The 16,994-nt window shown below is 71.5% G+C and carries 16 protein-coding genes; 7 read left to right on the plus strand and 9 right to left on the minus strand.

Translation table 11 applies throughout. The annotated features are described in order from the left end of the window. Positions 1-187 precede the first annotated feature (187 nt). Entirely contained in the window at positions 188-3,064 is a 2,877-nt protein-coding gene (locus EP757_RS35995) for a LuxR family transcriptional regulator (RefSeq protein ID WP_160165989.1), read from the plus strand. 39 nt (positions 3,065-3,103) lie between these two features. On the opposite strand, the gene EP757_RS36000 is transcribed toward EP757_RS35995, so the two are convergent. From EP757_RS36000 to EP757_RS36010, 3 genes are all read right to left on the minus strand, one after another. Further along, a complete protein-coding gene (locus EP757_RS36000) occupies positions 3,104-3,520 on the minus strand; it encodes a hypothetical protein (protein ID WP_127552830.1) in 417 nt (138 codons plus the stop codon). Positions 3,521-3,601: 81 nt separating this feature from the next. After that, the gene (locus EP757_RS36005) at positions 3,602-4,162 is read right to left on the minus strand and encodes a histidine phosphatase family protein (RefSeq protein ID WP_127552831.1); all 561 of its coding nucleotides are present in this window, start codon (positions 4,160-4,162) and stop codon (positions 3,602-3,604) included. Between the two features lie 73 nt (positions 4,163-4,235). Next, positions 4,236-4,652: a hypothetical protein gene (locus EP757_RS36010; RefSeq protein WP_127552832.1), complete on the minus strand. Its 417-nt coding sequence runs from the start codon at positions 4,650-4,652 to the stop codon at positions 4,236-4,238. Between the two features lie 285 nt (positions 4,653-4,937). Here EP757_RS36010 and EP757_RS36015 point away from each other — a divergent pair, with 285 nt between their 5' ends. Together EP757_RS36015 and erm are read left to right on the plus strand one after the other, a co-directional pair. After that, positions 4,938-5,498, plus strand: coding sequence for a hypothetical protein (locus EP757_RS36015; protein ID WP_127552833.1), 561 nt, complete (start codon positions 4,938-4,940; stop codon positions 5,496-5,498). A 470-nt stretch (positions 5,499-5,968) separates the two neighbouring features. Next, positions 5,969-6,745 (plus strand): ErmE/ErmH/ErmO/ErmR family 23S rRNA (adenine(2058)-N(6))-methyltransferase, encoded by a 777-nt coding sequence (gene erm / locus EP757_RS36020; protein ID WP_127552834.1) that lies wholly within the window; start codon positions 5,969-5,971, stop codon positions 6,743-6,745. A 31-nt stretch (positions 6,746-6,776) separates the two neighbouring features. Here the strand turns inward: erm and EP757_RS36025 are convergent, their stop codons facing one another. Next, positions 6,777-7,376, minus strand: a complete 600-nt coding sequence (locus EP757_RS36025) for a bifunctional 2-polyprenyl-6-hydroxyphenol methylase/3-demethylubiquinol 3-O-methyltransferase UbiG (protein WP_127552835.1) — start codon at positions 7,374-7,376, stop codon at positions 6,777-6,779. An 8-nt stretch (positions 7,377-7,384) separates the two neighbouring features. Then, a complete protein-coding gene (locus EP757_RS36030) occupies positions 7,385-7,942 on the minus strand; it encodes a cysteine hydrolase family protein (RefSeq protein WP_127552836.1) in 558 nt (185 codons plus the stop codon). 79 nt (positions 7,943-8,021) lie between these two features. On the opposite strand from EP757_RS36030, the gene EP757_RS36035 reads away from it, so the two are divergent. The 4 genes from EP757_RS36035 (at position 8,022) to EP757_RS36055 (ending at position 11,115) form a co-directional block, all read left to right on the plus strand. Beyond that, positions 8,022-9,014 (plus strand): LacI family DNA-binding transcriptional regulator, encoded by a 993-nt coding sequence (locus tag EP757_RS36035; RefSeq protein ID WP_127552837.1) that lies wholly within the window; start codon positions 8,022-8,024, stop codon positions 9,012-9,014. Between the two features lie 48 nt (positions 9,015-9,062). Beyond that, on the plus strand, positions 9,063-9,932 hold the full coding sequence (locus tag EP757_RS44265; RefSeq protein ID WP_232050184.1) for an N-acetyltransferase: 870 nt from the start codon (positions 9,063-9,065) through the stop codon (positions 9,930-9,932). Positions 9,933-10,261: 329 nt separating this feature from the next. After that, positions 10,262-10,576: a multidrug efflux SMR transporter gene (locus EP757_RS36050; RefSeq protein ID WP_305031142.1), complete on the plus strand. Its 315-nt coding sequence runs from the start codon at positions 10,262-10,264 to the stop codon at positions 10,574-10,576. Then, a complete protein-coding gene (locus tag EP757_RS36055) occupies positions 10,573-11,115 on the plus strand; it encodes a TetR/AcrR family transcriptional regulator (RefSeq protein WP_127552839.1) in 543 nt (180 codons plus the stop codon). The genes EP757_RS36050 and EP757_RS36055 overlap by 4 nt, the downstream gene beginning before the upstream one ends. An 80-nt stretch (positions 11,116-11,195) precedes the next feature. On the opposite strand, the gene EP757_RS36060 is transcribed toward EP757_RS36055, so the two are convergent. The 4 genes from EP757_RS36060 to EP757_RS36075 all read right to left on the minus strand — a co-directional run bounded on the left by EP757_RS36060 (position 11,196) and on the right by EP757_RS36075 (position 16,962). Continuing rightward, positions 11,196-11,786 (minus strand): TetR/AcrR family transcriptional regulator, encoded by a 591-nt coding sequence (locus tag EP757_RS36060; protein WP_127552840.1) that lies wholly within the window; start codon positions 11,784-11,786, stop codon positions 11,196-11,198. Positions 11,787-11,790: 4 nt separating this feature from the next. Beyond that, positions 11,791-12,345 carry a putative glycolipid-binding domain-containing protein gene (locus EP757_RS36065; RefSeq protein WP_160165990.1) on the minus strand — a complete coding sequence of 185 codons (555 nt, stop codon included), beginning with the start codon at positions 12,343-12,345 and terminating at the stop codon, positions 11,791-11,793. Between the two features lie 151 nt (positions 12,346-12,496). After that, entirely contained in the window at positions 12,497-12,826 is a 330-nt protein-coding gene (locus tag EP757_RS36070; protein ID WP_127552842.1) for a hypothetical protein, read from the minus strand. Beyond that, on the minus strand, positions 12,823-16,962 hold the full coding sequence (locus EP757_RS36075; RefSeq protein WP_160165991.1) for an RHS repeat-associated core domain-containing protein: 4,140 nt from the start codon (positions 16,960-16,962) through the stop codon (positions 12,823-12,825). The genes EP757_RS36070 and EP757_RS36075 overlap by 4 nt, the downstream gene beginning before the upstream one ends. Positions 16,963-16,994 lie beyond the last annotated feature (32 nt).

Here is a 16,994-nt window from a genome sequence, read left to right on the forward strand (position 1 = left end):
AACGGTTGACTTCACGTCGAGTCTCCTTAACAGGGGGATCGGGATCGACGAGCGTCAGTGTTGGCAGGTCGCCGGCGCTCAGGCATCGGCGAAATCACCGGCGTTGTCATCAGCCCGCAATCTTCCGGAAATTTCATCAACCGAAACGCCCCTTTCGCTCTCGGCTCCGACGCGGAACACTCGCCGCATGTTTGATGCACCGTCAGTGCAGAAACTTCCGGCGCCGGTCCGCTGCCTCCTCACCGAGGCTTCGCAGGGCCGGAGCGGCATCCTGGTCGTGACCGGCCCGCCCGGGGCGGGACGAACCACCCTGATCAGCTCGGTGTCCGCCGCGCTGCCGTCCTGGACGGTCCTCCGTACGCCCGGGCACACCGGCGAGCTCGGGGTTCCGTACGCGGGCCTCCAACGCCTGATCACCCCCGTGCGCGACCGGATCGCCTGCCTCGAGCCCGCGCAGCGTGAAGCGCTGATGCGCGTCCTGAGCGGCACGTCACCCCAGGTGGGGCGGTGGGAGCTGGGGCTTTCCCTGACAAGCCTTCTGGGTACGCCGGAAGCACACCCGTCCGGGCCTCCGACGCCGGTGATCTGCCTGATCGACGACGCCCACCTGCTCGACGAGCCCTCCTGGCAGGCACTGCTGTTCGCCGCTCGCCGGACCCCGCACCTCGCCCTGCTGGCGACGACCCCGCCCGGCGCCGTCCCCGACGGCCTGCCGGCGCACGCGCTGGAGCCGCTGTCCGCCGACGAGGCCCGGAGCCTGCTGGCCGCGCACGCCCCCGACCTGGCCCGCGAGGTGGCCGAGGCGGTCTTCACCCTGGTCGGCGGCAATCCCGCAGCCCTTCTGGACCTGGCCGGTTCCCTGTCCCCGGAGCAGCGCCGCGGTTACGCCCCGCTCCCCTCCTGCCTGCCCCCGTCCAGCCGGCTGCGCCACCGATATCGCGCCGAACTCGACGCCCTCCCCGCTCCGACCCGCGACCTGCTCCTGCTGGCCGCCGCCCAGCCCTCAGCACCCCTCTCCGCCGTGCTGGCCGCGCACACCCTCTCCTCCGCGCCGTCCGCCCTCTCCCCCTCCGGCCTCTCTCCCTCCGGCCTCTCCCCCTCTGCCCTCTCCCCCTCCGGCCTCTCCCCCTCCGGCGTCTCCCCCTCCGGCCTCTCCCCCTCCGGCCTCTCCCCCTCCGGCCTCTCCGCCCCGCCCTCCCTCCGCGATCTTGGAGGATTCGGTGGCGGCGACGAGGCGGGACTCGAGGCTCTCGCTCACGCCGAACGTGCCGGTCTGGTGACTGTGGAAGGGGACGCGGTCTGTTTCGTGTCTCCGCTCGTGCGCGGCGCCTCGTACATGGAAATGGCTCTGAGCAGCCGCCGGAACGCCCACCTCGCGCTCGCCGCGGTCCTCGCCGCCCGGGGCGAGAGGCTGGCGTCGCTGATGCATCGCGCCGCCGCGACCACCGGGACCGACGCCCCGCTCGCGCGGGAATTGACGCAGGCGGCGCGGACCGCCGAGCCGGGAGCCGCCGCCGAAGCCCGCCGCTGCGCCGCCGGACTCCTGCCCGACCCGGCCGATCAAGGGTCGATGCTGGTCGAGGCCGCTACGTCGGCGTGGCTGGCCGGGCGGCCGCACGATGCCGGGATGCTGCTGCGCCGGGTGCCGCCCGCCGCCGGGAACGCCCGGGTACGCGCCCGCGGGCTGACCGCCGAGATGGGCCTGCCGGACGGCCGTCCCGGCGCTCGCGAGCTGCTCCTCGACGTGGCCGCCGAACTCGCCGACACCGACACCACCACCGCCCTGGACGCGCTAGCGCTCGCCGGAGAGGCCGCGGCCCGTCCCGGTGAGCAGGGCAGGTACGCCGGGCTCGCACGCCGGGTGATCGCCGGTCAGCGCGGGGACGAGCCGCCGGCCGTGGCTCTCGCGTTCCATCATGTCGCCGGGCTCGCGTGCATGGCCGACGGGGACGAGCCTGCCGCGTTCGCCCGGTTACGGCGGGCCGTCGACCTCGCCGACCGGGTCACCGAACCACGCCGGCTGCTGCAGGCCGCGACGTCCGGGGTGCTGGTCGGCGACTCGCGCCGGGCCGCCGCCATCGCCGGGAGGTCCGCCGTGCTGGCCCGGGAACAGGGCTCGACGGTGCTGATCCCGCAGGCGCTGGAGATGGCCGCGACGGCCGCGCTGGCGACCGGTGAGTACGCGGCCGCGAACACCGCCGCCCTCGACGGCGCCGCCCTGGCACGCGCCACCGGCCAGCCCATCCTGGCCGCCGTGCACACCGCGATCCTGGCGGTGCTCGCCGCGCTGGTCGGCGACCGGGAGACCGCCCTGGCCCGGATCGAGGCGGCCGGCTCAGGGCCGTCCCGCGCCCTCTGCGAATGGTCCCTCGCCCTGATCGACCTGGTCGACGGCCGTGCCCTGCCCGCCGCCGAACGGCTCGCCCGGGTGGTGACCGCGCCGCCCGGGTACGGTTCGGCGCTGCTGCAGGTGGCGGTGGTACCGCACCTGCTGGAGGCCTCGTCGTCGTTCTCCCTCGGCCTGGACTCGGTCGCGGTGAGTTTCGACCGCTGGGCCGGTCGTACCGGCCAGCCCGCCTGGCTGGCGCTCCGCGACCGGTGCCGGGCGCTGCGGGCCACCGACGCCGAGGAGGCGTCGGCGCACTTCGGCGCGGCGCTGCGGCACACCGGGGAGGCGGGGTTCCCGCGGGCGCACACCGAGCTGCTCTACGGCCGGTTCCTGCGCCGCCGGCGCCGTCACGTGGAGGCACGCACGCACCTGCGCCGGGCCGCCGAGACGTTCCGGGTGATGGACGCGGAACCGTGGGCGGCGCAGAGCATGCGGGAGCTGCGGGCCGCCGGGGAACGGGTCGACCTGCCCGGTCCCGCGCTGGACGGCCTGGAGCTGACCGCGCAGCAGGAGCGGATCGCGGTGCTGGTGGCCGGTGGCGCCACCAACCGGGAGGTCGCGCAGGAGCTGCATCTGAGCCCGCGGACCGTCGACCATCACCTGCGCAACGTGTTCGCCAGGCTGGGGGTGAGGTCGCGGACGGAGATGGCGCGGATGCTCAACTCGGGTTCGTAGCCCTGTGGATCTTGGAGCGTCCGGTGGCCCGCGGGCTCCTCATAGTGTGGCTTCGATGTGGTCCCAGCGCTCGACCAGCTGCCGGCGCCGGACCGCGACCAGGTGGCCGGCCAGGATCGCCGGGTGGCCGCCGCGCACGCACACGTCCGCCCCGGCCGTCAGCACCCCGGAGACCAGCTCCGCCGCGGCCCAGTCGTCGATCAGGGCGATCAGCCGGGTCTCCGGGGGCAGCACCGCCCGCGCCGCCCGCACGTCGTGGACGGTGGCGCCGCTGAGCACCACCAGCTCCTCGGGCCGGAGGTCCGCCAGGCCGGTCGCGAGGCGCATCGACCAGCCGTGCGGGAGGTGCTGCGGAAGACTCGCCACCCGGCTCCGCTGCCCGAGCACGGCGACGACCGGGTGCGGCGCCGGCGCGGGCGCGGAATCTGGGTTGAGCTGCGTGAGCATGGTGGTCATCCCCTCAGTGGGTCCCTCGTGTAAGACCACGATTGGCCCCGTGCCTGTGGGCCACCATGTGCCGCGGCTGTGCGTTGGATGTCAGGCGTTCCAGTAATTCAGGACCGGGTCGACGCCGTGCTCGAAACCGAGGGCGGACAGCGTCCCGGTGTCCAGCTTCAGCAGGCCCCCGGCGCTCGGCGGAAGCCCGATCCAGCGGGCGCCGACGACTCGGAGGGCGTGCCCGTGGGCGACCAGGGCGACGTCGCCGTCGAATTCGCGGGCCTTCGCCAGGACACGATCGATTCTCGTCCCGATCTCCTCCGGGGACTCGCCACCCGGTCCGCCGTCGGTCCAGAGCGACCAGTCCGGGCGCGTCTCGTGGATCTGCTTCGTGGTGATGCCTTCGTACTCGCCGTAGTTCCACTCGGCGAGGTCCTCGGTCACCTCGGTCACGGTCAGCCCCGCCAGCTCAGCGGTCCGCAGCGCCCGTTTGCGCGGGCTCGACAGCACGGCGGCGAAGGAGCGGCCGGCCAGGCGTCCGGCGACGGCACGTGCCTGCCTCTCACCCTCTGCGGTCAATTCCAGATCCGTGTACGAGGTGTGGCGCCCGTTCGCGCTCCATTCCGTCTGACCATGTCTGATCAGTACGATCTCCGCCATCGGTCCCCCTTGAGTCGTCACCTGTGTTTCTACCCGGTGATGATCGACTTTCCGGCGGTTCCGGGGGTGATGTCTACGACCATGCTCCGGGCCGGTCGTCCCAGCGCATGATCATCGGGTGGCGCTCCTCGTCACGGGCCGCCAGGCTCTCCAGCGCCCGCAGGTATTGCCGCTGCGAGATCTCGCCGCTCAGCAGCTGGCCGGCGAGGATGCCTTCGAGCGTGGTCGGGGTGGCCGTCGGCTCGGCGTGCCCCTGACCGCCCGGTCTGACCCGTGCGGATCCGCGGAAGCGCCGGGGTCGCGGCTCGTCGTCCTCTGCCCGCCAGTTCTCTGCCCGCCAGTTCTCTGCCCTCGTGCCGCCGGTCGGCGTGTCGTCGAACGGCGTGCCGCCGGCGGGCGTGCCGTCGGTCGGCGTGCCTTTCGAGAGCGGCCAGAGGGCGAGCACCGCTGCGAGGATCAAGCCCACCACCGCCACGAAGAGAACCATCATCACAACCACCCCCTGGGTGACATCTTCGCTACAACCCCGGTTGATGACGAGACGACCGGGTGAAGTTTCGCCTTCAAACACGCTGTGACCAGGCTATTGACGTTCTGTCAGCGACCCGACTCAGTTCAGATGGCGCGAGATCACCTATGCAACGTTCACATCCGCTCAATGACCATCGATGCCTCATAGGACTTTGGTCCCGGGAACCGGGTCCCTACGGCACCGGCGCCCGGCCCTCCACAGGCGAATAGTCGTAGGTGAAGACAACGTCCTAGGGAGGACCAGATGGCCACCATCGGCCGCGAGAACGTCGCCCACCTCGAGAGCGTCGAGGCGCCGGGCTCCATGTTGACCCACACCGCCGCTCGTGCGCTGGCCGTCCTCCGGATCGCCACCGGGTTCGTCTTCCTCTGGGCGTTCCTCGACAAGACCTTCGGCTTCGGCTACGCCACCCCGTCCGCCCGCGCCTGGATCAACGGCGGCTCGCCGACGAAGGGTTTCCTCGGCTCGCTCGAGACCGGCCCGTTCGTCGACACCTTCCACAGCATGGCCGGCAACCCGGTCGTCGACTGGCTGTTCATGCTCGGCCTACTCGGCATCGGCGTCGCCCTCATCGCCGGCATCGGCCTCCGCATCGGCGCCGTCGCCACCGGTCTCATGATGGCCTTCATGTGGGTGGCCGAATGGCCCCTGGCCGCCGGCTCCAGCAACCCGATCGTCGACTACCACGTGATCTACGCGCTGGCGGCGGCCGTCCTGGCCCTGACATACGCCGGCCACACCTGGGGCCTGGGTCGCCTGTGGGCAAAGCTGCCCCTGGTCCAGCGGAACCGCTGGCTGATCTGAGAAGACCCGCCCCACCCCCAGCCCGGCCGGACCCCCTCCGGCCGGGCTGCTTCCTTCTCTCCCCCGGCCGTCCCGCCCCCCCGCCCTCCGCCCCCACGAGGGATCTTGGAATGGTCGCGCGCCACACCCTCCGGGATCTTGGAATGGTCGCGCGCCACACCCCCGGGATCTTGGAATAGTCGCGCCCCGACACCCCCGCGGATCTTGGAGTGCCGAAAATCGGATGCTTCCGCGGCCGGATCCTGACTACGGTTTTCGCCATGACCATGACGCATGCTCTTCTCGCCGCGGCGCTGACGCCCGCGCGAGGACCGCTGCACGCGATCCGTCTGCGCGCCGGGCGTCCCGCCCTGGCCTGACGCCGACCTGATCATCCGTGATCCGCCAGGGCCCAGTCCTCCTCCCATCCGGACGGGCCGCGATGACGCCCGTCCGCAGTCGCCGCCCGATGCGGCAGACAGGACGAAGCAATGGCGCCACAACCACTCCGGCGAGAGCACGCCCGTGCCCGCCGCGCCTACGGGCAGAACTTCCTGGCCGACCCGGCGACCGCCCGCCGCCTGGCAGACCTCGCCACGATAGATCCGGATATTCCCGCCTACGAGGTCGGCGCCGGACGCGGCCGGCTGACCACTGAGCTTCTGCGTCGCAGCCGGCGCGTGATCGCGTACGAAATCGATCCCGCCCTGGTAGCCACCCTGCCGGCACATCCCCGCCTGACCGTGCGCACCGACGACTTCCTGGCCGCGACCCCGCCGGCGGAGGACTTCACGGTGGCCGGCAACATCCCGTACGGCCTGACCTCCCCCGTGATCGACTGGTGCCTGCGGGCGCCGGCCTTGAGGCGCGCCACCCTGCTGACCCAGTGGGAGTACGCCCGCAAGCGGACCGGCGACTACGGCCGCTGGACCCGGCTCACGATCCTGACCTGGCCGGACTTCACCTGGAGCCTCGCCGCCCGCGTACCGGCAGCCGCCTTCCGCCCGGTTCCCCGCGTCGACGGCGGCGTCCTGGTGCTGGACCGCCGCCCGGCCCCGCTGATCCCACCGGAACGGCGGCACCGTTACCGCCGCCTGGTCGAGCGCGGCTTCACCGGAGTGGGCGGCTCGCTGCACGCCACCCTCTCCCGCGACCACGGCCGGCGCCGGACCTCAGCGGCGTTCCGCGCCTGCCGCCTCACCCCGGACCGCCCGGTGGGCGAGGTGTGGCCCGAGCAGTGGCTGACCCTCTTCCGCCTGCTCACTTAGCCCGAACCCCGCTGGTGCGGTGGCCCGAAGGTCAGGCTGCCGCACCGGCCCGGAACACCGCCACCAGGAAGTCGGCCCCCGGCACGAACGGCCGCAGATCCCACGTGCTCAGCAGCAGGTCCTGCTCCAGTCCAGCGCTCGCCGCGTCCTTCAGGAACTCGTCGAACTCATACCCCCGTCCCGCACCGAACCCGACCACGACCCGCCCGCCGTCGCCGAGGTGCTCCCGGAACCGCCGCAGGATCGTCCCCCGGCTGCTCGGACCCGCGAACGTCATCACGTTGCCCGGGCACACCACCACGTCGAACGTCTCCCCCAGCGTCAGCTCCGACAGGTCGCCCACCTGCCACCGCGCGCCCGGGAAGTCCCGTTCCGCCTCCTCGATCAGCGCCGGATCGAGGTCCACACCGACGACCTGGTGTCCGCTGCGCGCGAGCCGACCACCCACGCGGCCCGTGCCGCACCCGGCGTCCAGGATGCGGGCGCCCCGAGGCACCATGGCGTCGATCATGCGGGCCTCGCCGCCGAGATCGTCGCCGCGGGCGGCCATCTCCCGGAAACGGTCGATGTACCACTGGGAGTGACCCGGATTCTCAGCGATCTTCTGAAGCCACAGGTTGTCGGTGCTCATACCTCCCATCATCCACCGAAGGTGACCTTGGCCGTCTCTTCGGTCCCGCCGGTGCGGCCCGGCGCGCTCTGCCACTGCCAGTAGAGGTTGGTGTGCGCGATCACCTGCTCGGGAGCGGGCGCGCCCCACTGCGTCAGGTCCTCGGTCGTGTGCGCGTCGGAGACCAGCGTGACGTCGTAGCCCCGGACGAACCCGCCGTGGATCGTCGACCGGATGCACGCGTCGCTCTGCGCCCCGGTGACGACCAGGCGGCCGACCTTGCGCGCGGCCAGCAGCTCCTCCAGCTCGGTGGCCTCGAACGAGTCGCCGTAGATCTTGTGCACGAGCGGCTCGGCGTCGTTGCGCTTCAACTCCGGAACGAACTCCCAGTCCTCGCTGCCCTTCGCCAGCCCGTCGCCGTCGGAGTGCTGCACCCAGATCACCGGCACGTCCTCGGCGCGTGCTCTCTCCAGCAGCGTATTGATGTTCGCGATCACCTCGTCCCGCCGCGGGGCGCCGGCGACCACCCCTTTCTGCACGTCGATGACCAGTAGTGCGGTGTTCGGCCGATCGGTCAATGTCGTCATGCCCCACACAGTAGACCGGCCCCCCGACAAAAAGCGGGGCGCCGGAAAGTTGTCGTACCCCCGGGGCATGATGCGGGGCATGACAACGAACCCGGGCCTCGCCGACGTGGCTCGCCGCGCCGGCGTCTCGGCCGCCACCGCGTCACGAGTGCTCTCCGGCCGGGGCCCGTCCTCCCCGGCCAGCCGCGACGCGGTCCGCCAGGCGGCGGCCGAGCTGGGTTACGTGCCGCACCCGGTCGCCCGCCGGCTCGCCCGCCGGTCCGGCACGCGCATCGTCTTCGCGGTCCGCGACGCGCGCCCCGACATCCTGCGCGACCCGTTCGTCACCCGCGCCGCCGCCGCGATGGCCGCCGCCACCGAGCCGGAGGGTCTCGGCACCGCTCTTCTGCGCCTGCCCCTCGACGCGGCCGCCGAGCTCGACCGGCTGGCCACCGACCGCAGCGTCGCCGCGCTGGTCCTGGCCGGTCACGACCGCGCGCTGATGGATCGCCTGCCCGCCGCCCTGCGCTCCCGCACGGCCACGATCGGCGCGGGCGGCAGCGACGTCGACAGCGCCGCGGGGATCGGTGCTCTGCTGCGGCACCTCCATCGAAACGGTCGCCGCCGCATCGCCCTGATCGCCGGCCCGCGCTGGCTGGCGGCCTCCCGTGCGCCTCTCGCCGCCTATGCGACCTTCCTGCGCGAGACGGGTTCGCCCCTCCGGGTCGTGCACGGCGACTTCACCAGCGCCCGAGGCCGCGCGGCGACCCGTGAGATCCTCCGCCGCTGGCCCGGCACGGATGCGATCGCCACCGTCAGCGACGCCACGGCGGTCGGTGTCCTGCAGGCCCTGTCCGCAGCCGGCATCCGCGTCCCCGACGACCTGGCCGTGACCGGTTTCGACGACAGTCCCCTTGCCGAGGCGATCCATCCGGGCCTCTCGACGGCCACCCACCCGGTCGAGTTGATCGCCGTCTCGGCGGTCCGGGCCGCGCTCGGCGCCCCCTCACCGGGTCGCCTGTTCCCCAGCCGGCCGATCTTCCGCGCCACCTGCGGCGGCGGCCCGGCCCCGGCACTCACGGGAGGCGCATGACGATCGGCAGCTTGCGGTGGAAGCGGTTCCACGTCATAGGGTCCAGCCGTGCCGGAGATCCGCCCGTACCGCCCCAGTGACCTGCCAGACCTCTACGACATCTGCGTCCGCACAGCAGCGGCGGGAGGTGACGCCCGAGGCCATTACTCCACCGACGCTTTGATGGGCGATTTGTTCGCCGCCCCTTACGTCCACCTGGAGCCGGCCCTCGCCTACGTCCTGACCGCCGACGCCGACCCGGCCGAGAGCGACGTCGACGGCGGCGCTGAGCGGACCACCGACGGCGGCTCGGACCGGACTGCCGAGGGCGGCGATCACGGCTGCTCGGACCGGACCACCGACGGCGGCGATCACCGCGGCTCGGACCGGACCACCGACGGCGGCGATCACCGCGGCCCGGACCGGACCACCGACGGCAGCGGTCCTTCCCGAGCCCGGCAAGGCGGCGGAGGCGGCACCAGCGGTCCTTCCCGAGCTCGGCAAGCCGGCGACGGCGGCATCAGCGGCCGGGTTGTCGGCTATGTGGTCGGCACGGCTGACACGGCTGGATTCGTCCGGCGGTATCGGGCTGAGTGGATGCCGCGCCTCGCCGATCGGTACCCGGTTCCGCCCCGGCCGCCGCGCACGCCTGAGCAGGAGATGCACGCGCTGCACTACGACCCGGAGCGGATGCTCGTGCCGGGCCTCGACGGCTATCCCGCGCACCTGCACATCGATCTGCTGCCGCCGTACCAGCGCCGGGGCCACGGCCGCCGCCTCATCGAACGGTTCCTGTCCACGGTTCCGGCACCGGGCGTACACGTCGGCATGCTGACCGAAAACGTCCAGGCCCGAGCCTTCTACGACCGCCTCGGCTTCGTCGAACTCCCGGTCCCCGGTCCGGGCCCGCTGACCTACCTAGGGATCAAGACCATGTGACGGTACGGATCGACGACCGCCCCCGACCGCACCGACCAGGTCCCCGGGAACCGGCGCGGCCACCTGCCACGCAAGGCCGCCCGGCGACAATCGCGACCGGTGCATGGTCACCCTCCGACCAGCACAGCCGCCCGACGCAGCCTCCACCCCGCGCACGCCATCACAGCCCGATCCCGGCGAGACCGATTCGATGCTTTTGTCGCAGCGGTGGCCCGTACCGGGAAGGTCTCGAAGGAAAGCGGCGGCGAAGCGCCTGGCTTGACCCTCGCTCGTTTTTGTACGATCGTACAAGTACAAACGTACAAGAGGGGTGCAGGGCCGTGGCCTACGTGTTTCTGTTCGTGGCGATCGCCGCCGAACTGATCGGCACGAGTCTGATGAAGGCGACCGAGGGGTTCACGCGCCTCTGGCCGACGATGGCGTGCCTGATCGCCTACGGAGCGTCATTCGTGCTGCTCGCACAGGCCGTCAAGGGGATTCCGGTGGGGGTCGCGTACGCGATCTGGTCGGGTGTCGGGACGGCGGCGATCGTGGCGATCGGCGCGGTGTTCCTCGGCGAACCGGTCACTACGGTTAAAGTGGCCGCAATTTCGCTGATCATTGCCGGAGTCGTGATGCTGAACATCAATGGGACGGCGCATTGACCGGGCGCCGCACGCGGGACCCGGAGGCGCGCAGAGCCGCCCTCGCCGCCGCGACGATGGAAGTGATCGCGGAGGCGGGTGTCGGCCGGACGACGCATCGGGCGGTCGCGGCCAAGGCGGGGTTGCCGCTGGGCGCCACGACCTATTACTTCCCCACGCTGGACGACCTGATCGCGGCCGGTCTGCGCCATGCCGTAGCCACGCTTCAGTCCGATTTGAATCAGTGGGAGGAGCGGCTCAAGCACGCTCCGGACGTGGCCGAGGCGCTCACCCAGCTCGTCAAGGAGTACCTCACCGACCGCCGTCAGGTGCGGCTGGAGTACGAGCTCTGCCTCGCCGCGGCCCGGGATGCGGCGCTGCGGCCGCTCGCCGACGTGTGGATGCGCGGTCTGCCGGTGATCCTCGAACCGTATGTCGGCATCGCCGCCGGCCGGGACATCGGCGCGCTGATCGACGGGATCGTGCTGCTCACGCTGACTACGGAGACCGAGCTGGACGAGCCGGGCCTGACCGCGGCGATCCGCCGGCTGAGCAGCTGACCCCAGCCGTGACGGCGGCTGAGCAGCTGACCCCAGCCGAGTAGCTGACCGCAGCCGAGACGGCGGCCGCGTCGCTGCCCTCAGCCGGCGACCAGCGCGCGGACGCCGTTCACGTACTGCGCCCGGTCGATCTGGCCGACCAGGATCCGCTGCAGGATGTACCCCTGGATGAGCCCGAAAAGGGCCACTCCCACCCCGACCGGATCAGCGTCCGCGTGCAACTGTCCCCCCGCCTGCGCCCGCGCAGCGATGTCGACCGCTTTCGCTCGCACCCGGCCGTAGATCTCCGCGACCATCGCGCCCACCTCGGGATCGTGGACGGCCTCACCCCAGACCTGCACGGCGATCCGCACCGGCCCGTCGTGATCGATCGAGTGGTCGATGAGTTCGAGCACGCGCTCCAAGATCTCCGGGACCGGGGGGATCGGCTCGGCGACCAGCACCCCGTCGAGGACCGACGTGACCTCGCCGACCTTCGCACCGGCGATCGCCGTGATCAGCTCGTTCTTGCTCTTGAAGTAGCGGTAGAACGCGCCGACCGACAGCCCGGCCTCTTTGATCACGTCCTGCATCGACGACTGGTGGAAGCCCTTGCGGAGGAAGCACCGCACGGCGGCGTCGAGGATCTGCTGGCGGCGGGCGGCGAGGTGGGCTTCGGAGACGCGGGGCACCCGATCATCGTAGGTTCACGCCGACCCGGCGGAACTGCCCGGCCCGCGCACTGACCATCCCTGACCGATCCAGCTCATACGTCACGGCCGGCCCGTCGCCGGTCACCCGCAGCCGGCTCTCGCTGATCAAGTGGTACGTCACCGTGGTCGCCGAGATCACCAGCGACGGCACGCCGATTTTGATCGTCGGGATCCGCACGGGTTCGGCGCCGAGCCCGCGCGCCACCCAGCTCAGGAAGATCGGCGACCCGTCGACCACCACGACCGCCTCCGGGTCGAGATCGGGGTGGGTCACCCAATCGCCACCGGTGCGGCTCATGGCGAGGGTACGGGTCCAGCAGGCACTTCTGCAGGTCACGTCGAGGTCGACCACGCGCCCGCCGTCCTCGATCCCGGCCCGCCAGTCGAGCGCATAAGGCTCCTCGCCGACGACCACAGCCGTCCCGCTCACCTTCTCAGACCCGGCCACCACGAGTTCGGTCCCGACCACACCGGTGCGCTGCCAAGCCACCGCCCCCGTGAAAACCCCCGCCGGCGCCCGCGTGCCGATTGTGGTCATGACGCCTCCTTTGCCGCCACCGCCCATCGTGACACCCCATAAGATCCCATACCACCCCTTCGTCCGAACGCGTCCTCGCACCGATCAGCCCTTGCCCGATCCCGATCAGGCCCGCCCGGGTCGGCCGCAGGGGTCTGGGATACGGAGAGAATCAGTCGTCCTCGAACATGCTGCGGATGTGCGGCGGCGTGTCCGGCGGCAGTTTCGGCAGGGGAAGGTCGTCCGGTGGAGGACCCCAGGGCATGGGCAGCAGGCCCTCCCGCTGCAACCTTCGGCTCTTCCTGCTGTTGTGGTACTCCAGCGGAATCTCGCTCAAGTCGAGGTCCTCGCCCGTCGACTGCCGTGAGGCGCCGATGAGGCCGACGAAGGGCCGATACCGCCCCGGGCCGGTCGCTATCCATTCGGACAGGGTCGGGTGCAGGTTTCCCCAAGGGTGACCGACAGTCACGATCACGTCGTCGTACTCCGAAGGTTCGATCATGTCGCCGCCCAGGGTGGTGGTGGTAGCGGGAATGGATTGGGCTGCGTGTTCACCATGTACTCGCTCAGCTCACGGCCGCCCATACCGTCGAACAGCACCTCGCCTTCCATCCTCGACAGCTCGTTCTGGGGATAGGTGAGCATCTCCTGCGGCACGCGGAAGAGGCTCAGATCGGGTGCCTGCGAGACGAGCGAATGGCCGGGGAATCCGGTGGCGATAGTCGACAGCTGCGGCTCCGGGCTCGCGGCCGCTTTGTAGGGATCGGTTGTCATGCTGACGAACGGACTGTGCTGCGTGCCTCCGCCGGCGTGACTCTCGGCGCGGTAGAAATAGTTCTCCTCGCTCGCGTAGATGCTGTCCATGTAACGCTTTTGATCTTCAAGAGGATCCAGGGTCAGGTTCGGCCTGAGGCTCTGTGGTTCGGAGAGCGTATGGAACCGCCACACGTGCGTCATCCCCTCAGCCGCGTCCCGGGCGCCCGGGCTGCGGAGGACGCCGCCGCTGAGGAGGTCGGCGGTCAGGGCCTTCGGGTTGAAGATGTCGCCGCCCGTCAAGCCTCGGTCCAGGCCACCCGTCACGACGTTCTCGGCGCCGTTGATGATGAGTTCCCGGGTGAACGGATTCGTCGCGGCCAGGCGGGCTGAGCTGCTGAGCGCCGCCACCGTGCCCGCCCCCACGCCCCCCGCCGCGGCGCCGATCAGGGCGTCCCGGCCCACCTGCCCCCAGTTGACCTCGCCGGTCGTGAACTTCTGGATGCCGGCGCTCGCGCCGCCCGCGATCAAGCCGCCGGACGCCGCCATCAGGGCGATGCCGGCCGGGCCGCCGACGCCGGTGAACATCAGGGCCACGCCGCCGACGACCATCGCGCCGGCCGCCAGATACTCCCGGTTGTCGCCGGCCCAGTCCGCCGCGTCCTCGAAGAAGCCGCTGCTCAGGCCGTCTCGGTAGGCGGCCAGCTCGGCGTCGGTGATGGGCCGCAGGCCGAGGGGGTCGGCATGACCGATCGGGTCGTTGCCGGCGTAGTGGTACGGGTTGCCGGACCAGGCGGTTCCGGGCACGGGCGGCAGCGGGTCGGTGCTGAGGAACGCGCGCGTCGACGGGTCGTAGACACGGTTGCGCAGCCAGGTCAGGCCGGCGAATTCGAGTTCGCCGCGGAAGCCGATCCCCGGCTCGGTCAGCGCGGGCGCGCCCCAGACGTCGCGATTCGCGGATGACGGTGTTCCCTGCCGGTCCGGCGTCAGCGGCGCGTCACCGATCTGCCACGGCACGCCGGGTCCCACGATCGGTTCGCCGCCCAGCCAGCAGGGCGCCCGATCCCACAGCACCGCCTTGCCGTCGATCTCCGCCAGCTCACCGGTGACGTCCACGCGCACCGGAATGCGGCGGCCATCCACGATCACGGTTTTCAGACGACCGAAACCATCCCATTCGTACGTTCGGAGCCGGTCGTGCAGCCGGCGTCCCGACCCGTCATAGCCGAACCCGGTCGACGCGTCGTTGCCGGTCGCCGTCACGAGTTGACCCGCGGCATCATGGCTGAACGTCTGCTCGCCGTCCCGGACGAGCCGGCCCGCGGCGTCGTACCGCATGGTCCGGCCGCCGGCCTCGACGAGCTGACCGGCAGCGTCGTACCGGGAGGGAATCCGCCGCGTCGCCGACGAACCGAACGAGTACCCGGTGAGCCGCCCGGAGGTGTCGTACTCCCAGGTCGCCCGGCGGCCGTCGTCCCCGGCGATCGCGACGATCCGGCCCAGGGCGTCCCGGGTGATCGCGAGACGACCGGTCAGCGGATGGGCCATTTCGGACAGCAGCCCGCCGCCGTCATAGGTGTAGGTGGTCGCCGACCCGTCCGGCAGGATCAGCGCCGTTCGTTCGCCGTCCGGCCCGTACCGGCGTCGCAGCACCAGCCCGTCCCGCTCGTGCGAGATCAGCCGGCCGGCCCGGTCCCAGGTGAGGCGCTGCCGGTACGGCCCGTCGTCGATGGCGACCGGCCGCCCGAGCAGATCACGCCGGAACGTGACGACCGACCCGTCACCCGCGGTCATCGTGACGACCCGGCCGGAGGCGTCGTAACGCCAGGTGACCGTACGCCCGGCACCGTCCGTGCGACTCCTCAGCCGACCGGACGGATCCCAGCCGAATGAGGTGGTCCGCCCGAGAGGATCAGTCTCGGACATGACCCGCCCTCGCTCGTCATGACGGCGAGTGGCGGTCCCGCCGAGCGGGTCGGTGATCGACGTGAGCCAGCCCCGAGCGTGGTACTGGTAGGTGGTCCGCCCGCCGAGCGCATCCACAGCCGCCACGACGCGCCCCGCGGCGTCCCGCTCGAACCGCCGTGTCCCACCGCCCGGGTCGGTGATCGCGACAACCCGTCCCAGCAGGTCATAGGAGTAGCGAACATCGCCGCTCCCAGTGCCGCGGGCGGAATCATGGCGGGCGGACGGGCCGCGGGCGATCAGGCGGCCCGCCTCGTCGTAGCGGAATGCCGTCGAGCCTGCGGTGATCAGCGCGCCGTCGGCGTCATACGTGAAGTCCGTGCGCCGGCCCGCCCCATCGATCGCGGCGATGCGCCGGCCCGCGGGGTCGTAGTCGAAAACGGTCTCCCGGCCGCCCGGCGACAGGACGCGGCGGATGCGCCCGCCCGGGGAGTACTCGATCCGGGTCACGCCGCCGGACGGGTCGGTGATCGTGGTGCGGCGGCCGCAGCGGTCATGACCGGCCAGGGCCGCGGTGCCGTCCGGCCGCAGGTGGGCGACGGTCCGGCCGAGCTGGTCGTACTCGAAACCACTGCCGGTGAGGCCGTCCCCCAGCCCGGTGATCCGCCCGTTGCCGTCGACGGTCACGGTGCGGTGCACGCCGGCCGGGTCGACGGCGCCGATCGGATTGCCCTCGGCGTCGTACTCGCGCAGCCACGTCGCACCGGCCGGATCGGTCGTCGCGGTGAGCCGGGACAGCGCGTCGTAGGTGAAGTCCCACTTGGCGCCGTCGGCCGCGACGAGCCTGATCAGGTTGCCGTCGTCGTCGTAGCGGCGACCGGTCACCTGCCCGAGCGGATCGGTGGTCGCGTCGACCGCGCCGTGGGTGCCGTAGGTCGTCTCACGGCGAGCGCCTGTCGGATCGGTAACGGACACGATGCGACCGGCCGGCGAATACTCATAGCGCCAGGCGCCGCCGCCGGGATCCTCCCGTTCGACGAGGCGGCCACTGCCGTCGTAGCGGAAACGGGTCTCCCGCCCCAGCGGCGTGACCGCCGCGATTAGCCTTCCCTCGTCGTCGCGGAGCAGCCGTGCGGTGTTGCCGAGCGCATCCGTCGCGGAGATCAGATCCCCGGCGTCATCGAACCCGAACGTGAGCCTGACACCATCAGGATCGGTCACTTCATAAACGAGATCATCCTGTACGGCGAACCGCGTGACACCGCCTTCACCATCGACGACCGCCACCGGGGTCCGTCCCTCGCCGGCGTATCGATATCGGACAACCGCATCACCGGCCGCCACTTCAAGGACCCGTCCCGCCTCGTCGTAGTGGTACGCGAAGACCTCGCCCGCCGGTTCGGCCCGCCGCAGCAGGCGCCCACGGTCATCCCATCGCATCGTGGTGACCGCGCCCTTGCGATCGGTCACGGTGACCGGATTCCCCCACTCGTCATAGGTACGACTGAGACGCCCACCATGACCGTCCATGACAGACAGCAGCCGCCCGCGCTGGTCATGGACGTAGGTGTTCGTCACCTCGCTGCCGGCGTCACCGACCACCGTGACCCGGCCGGGCAGATAGGCATAGCGGGTCCGCCGCCCGAACCGTGACTCCTGCTCCACCACGCGCCCATCGGCGTCGTAGCTGTTCCGAGCCTCGACCACGCCGTCCGCGTCGACGACGGCGACAACCCGGCCGTGCTCGTCGACCTCATAACGGTCATCGCCCGCGCAGACGAGCACGCCGTCCACATAGCCGAAGGAGACGTCCCCGACAGCGGTGACCCGGTCCCCCGACCACTCCAGCGCGACCGTCCGGCCGCCACGCCCGGTGACACCGACCAGCCGCCCCTCGCCATAACGGAACGTGAGCCGGTCCGCCTGCAGCAGCCGCCCCGTGCCGTCGAACACCCACACCCGGCCGTCGAACCACCGCAACTCCAGACCATCACCAGCCGCCACCACCTCGG

Origin of the sequence: Actinoplanes sp. OR16 (genome assembly GCF_004001265.1) — a bacterium.
Lineage (GTDB): Bacteria > Actinomycetota > Actinomycetes > Mycobacteriales > Micromonosporaceae > Actinoplanes.

Excerpts from the sequence above, each read along its gene's own strand:
- EP757_RS36035 (WP_127552837.1), top strand. The coding sequence starts at position 8,022 with ATGACAACGAACCCGGGCCTCGCCGACGTGGCTCGCCGCGCCGGCGTC.
- EP757_RS36030 (WP_127552836.1), bottom strand. The coding sequence starts at position 7,942 with ATGACGACATTGACCGATCGGCCGAACACCGCACTACTGGTCATCGAC.
- EP757_RS36010 (WP_127552832.1), bottom strand. The coding sequence starts at position 4,652 with ATGATGGTTCTCTTCGTGGCGGTGGTGGGCTTGATCCTCGCAGCGGTG.
- EP757_RS36000 (WP_127552830.1), bottom strand. The coding sequence starts at position 3,520 with ATGACCACCATGCTCACGCAGCTCAACCCAGATTCCGCGCCCGCGCCG.
- EP757_RS35995 (WP_160165989.1), top strand. The coding sequence starts at position 188 with ATGTTTGATGCACCGTCAGTGCAGAAACTTCCGGCGCCGGTCCGCTGC.
- EP757_RS36005 (WP_127552831.1), bottom strand. The coding sequence starts at position 4,162 with ATGGCGGAGATCGTACTGATCAGACATGGTCAGACGGAATGGAGCGCG.
- EP757_RS36015 (WP_127552833.1), top strand. The coding sequence starts at position 4,938 with ATGGCCACCATCGGCCGCGAGAACGTCGCCCACCTCGAGAGCGTCGAG.
- EP757_RS36025 (WP_127552835.1), bottom strand. The coding sequence starts at position 7,376 with ATGAGCACCGACAACCTGTGGCTTCAGAAGATCGCTGAGAATCCGGGT.
- erm (WP_127552834.1), top strand. The coding sequence starts at position 5,969 with ATGGCGCCACAACCACTCCGGCGAGAGCACGCCCGTGCCCGCCGCGCC.
- EP757_RS36065 (WP_160165990.1), bottom strand. The coding sequence starts at position 12,345 with ATGACCACAATCGGCACGCGGGCGCCGGCGGGGGTTTTCACGGGGGCG.
- EP757_RS36070 (WP_127552842.1), bottom strand. The coding sequence starts at position 12,826 with ATGATCGAACCTTCGGAGTACGACGACGTGATCGTGACTGTCGGTCAC.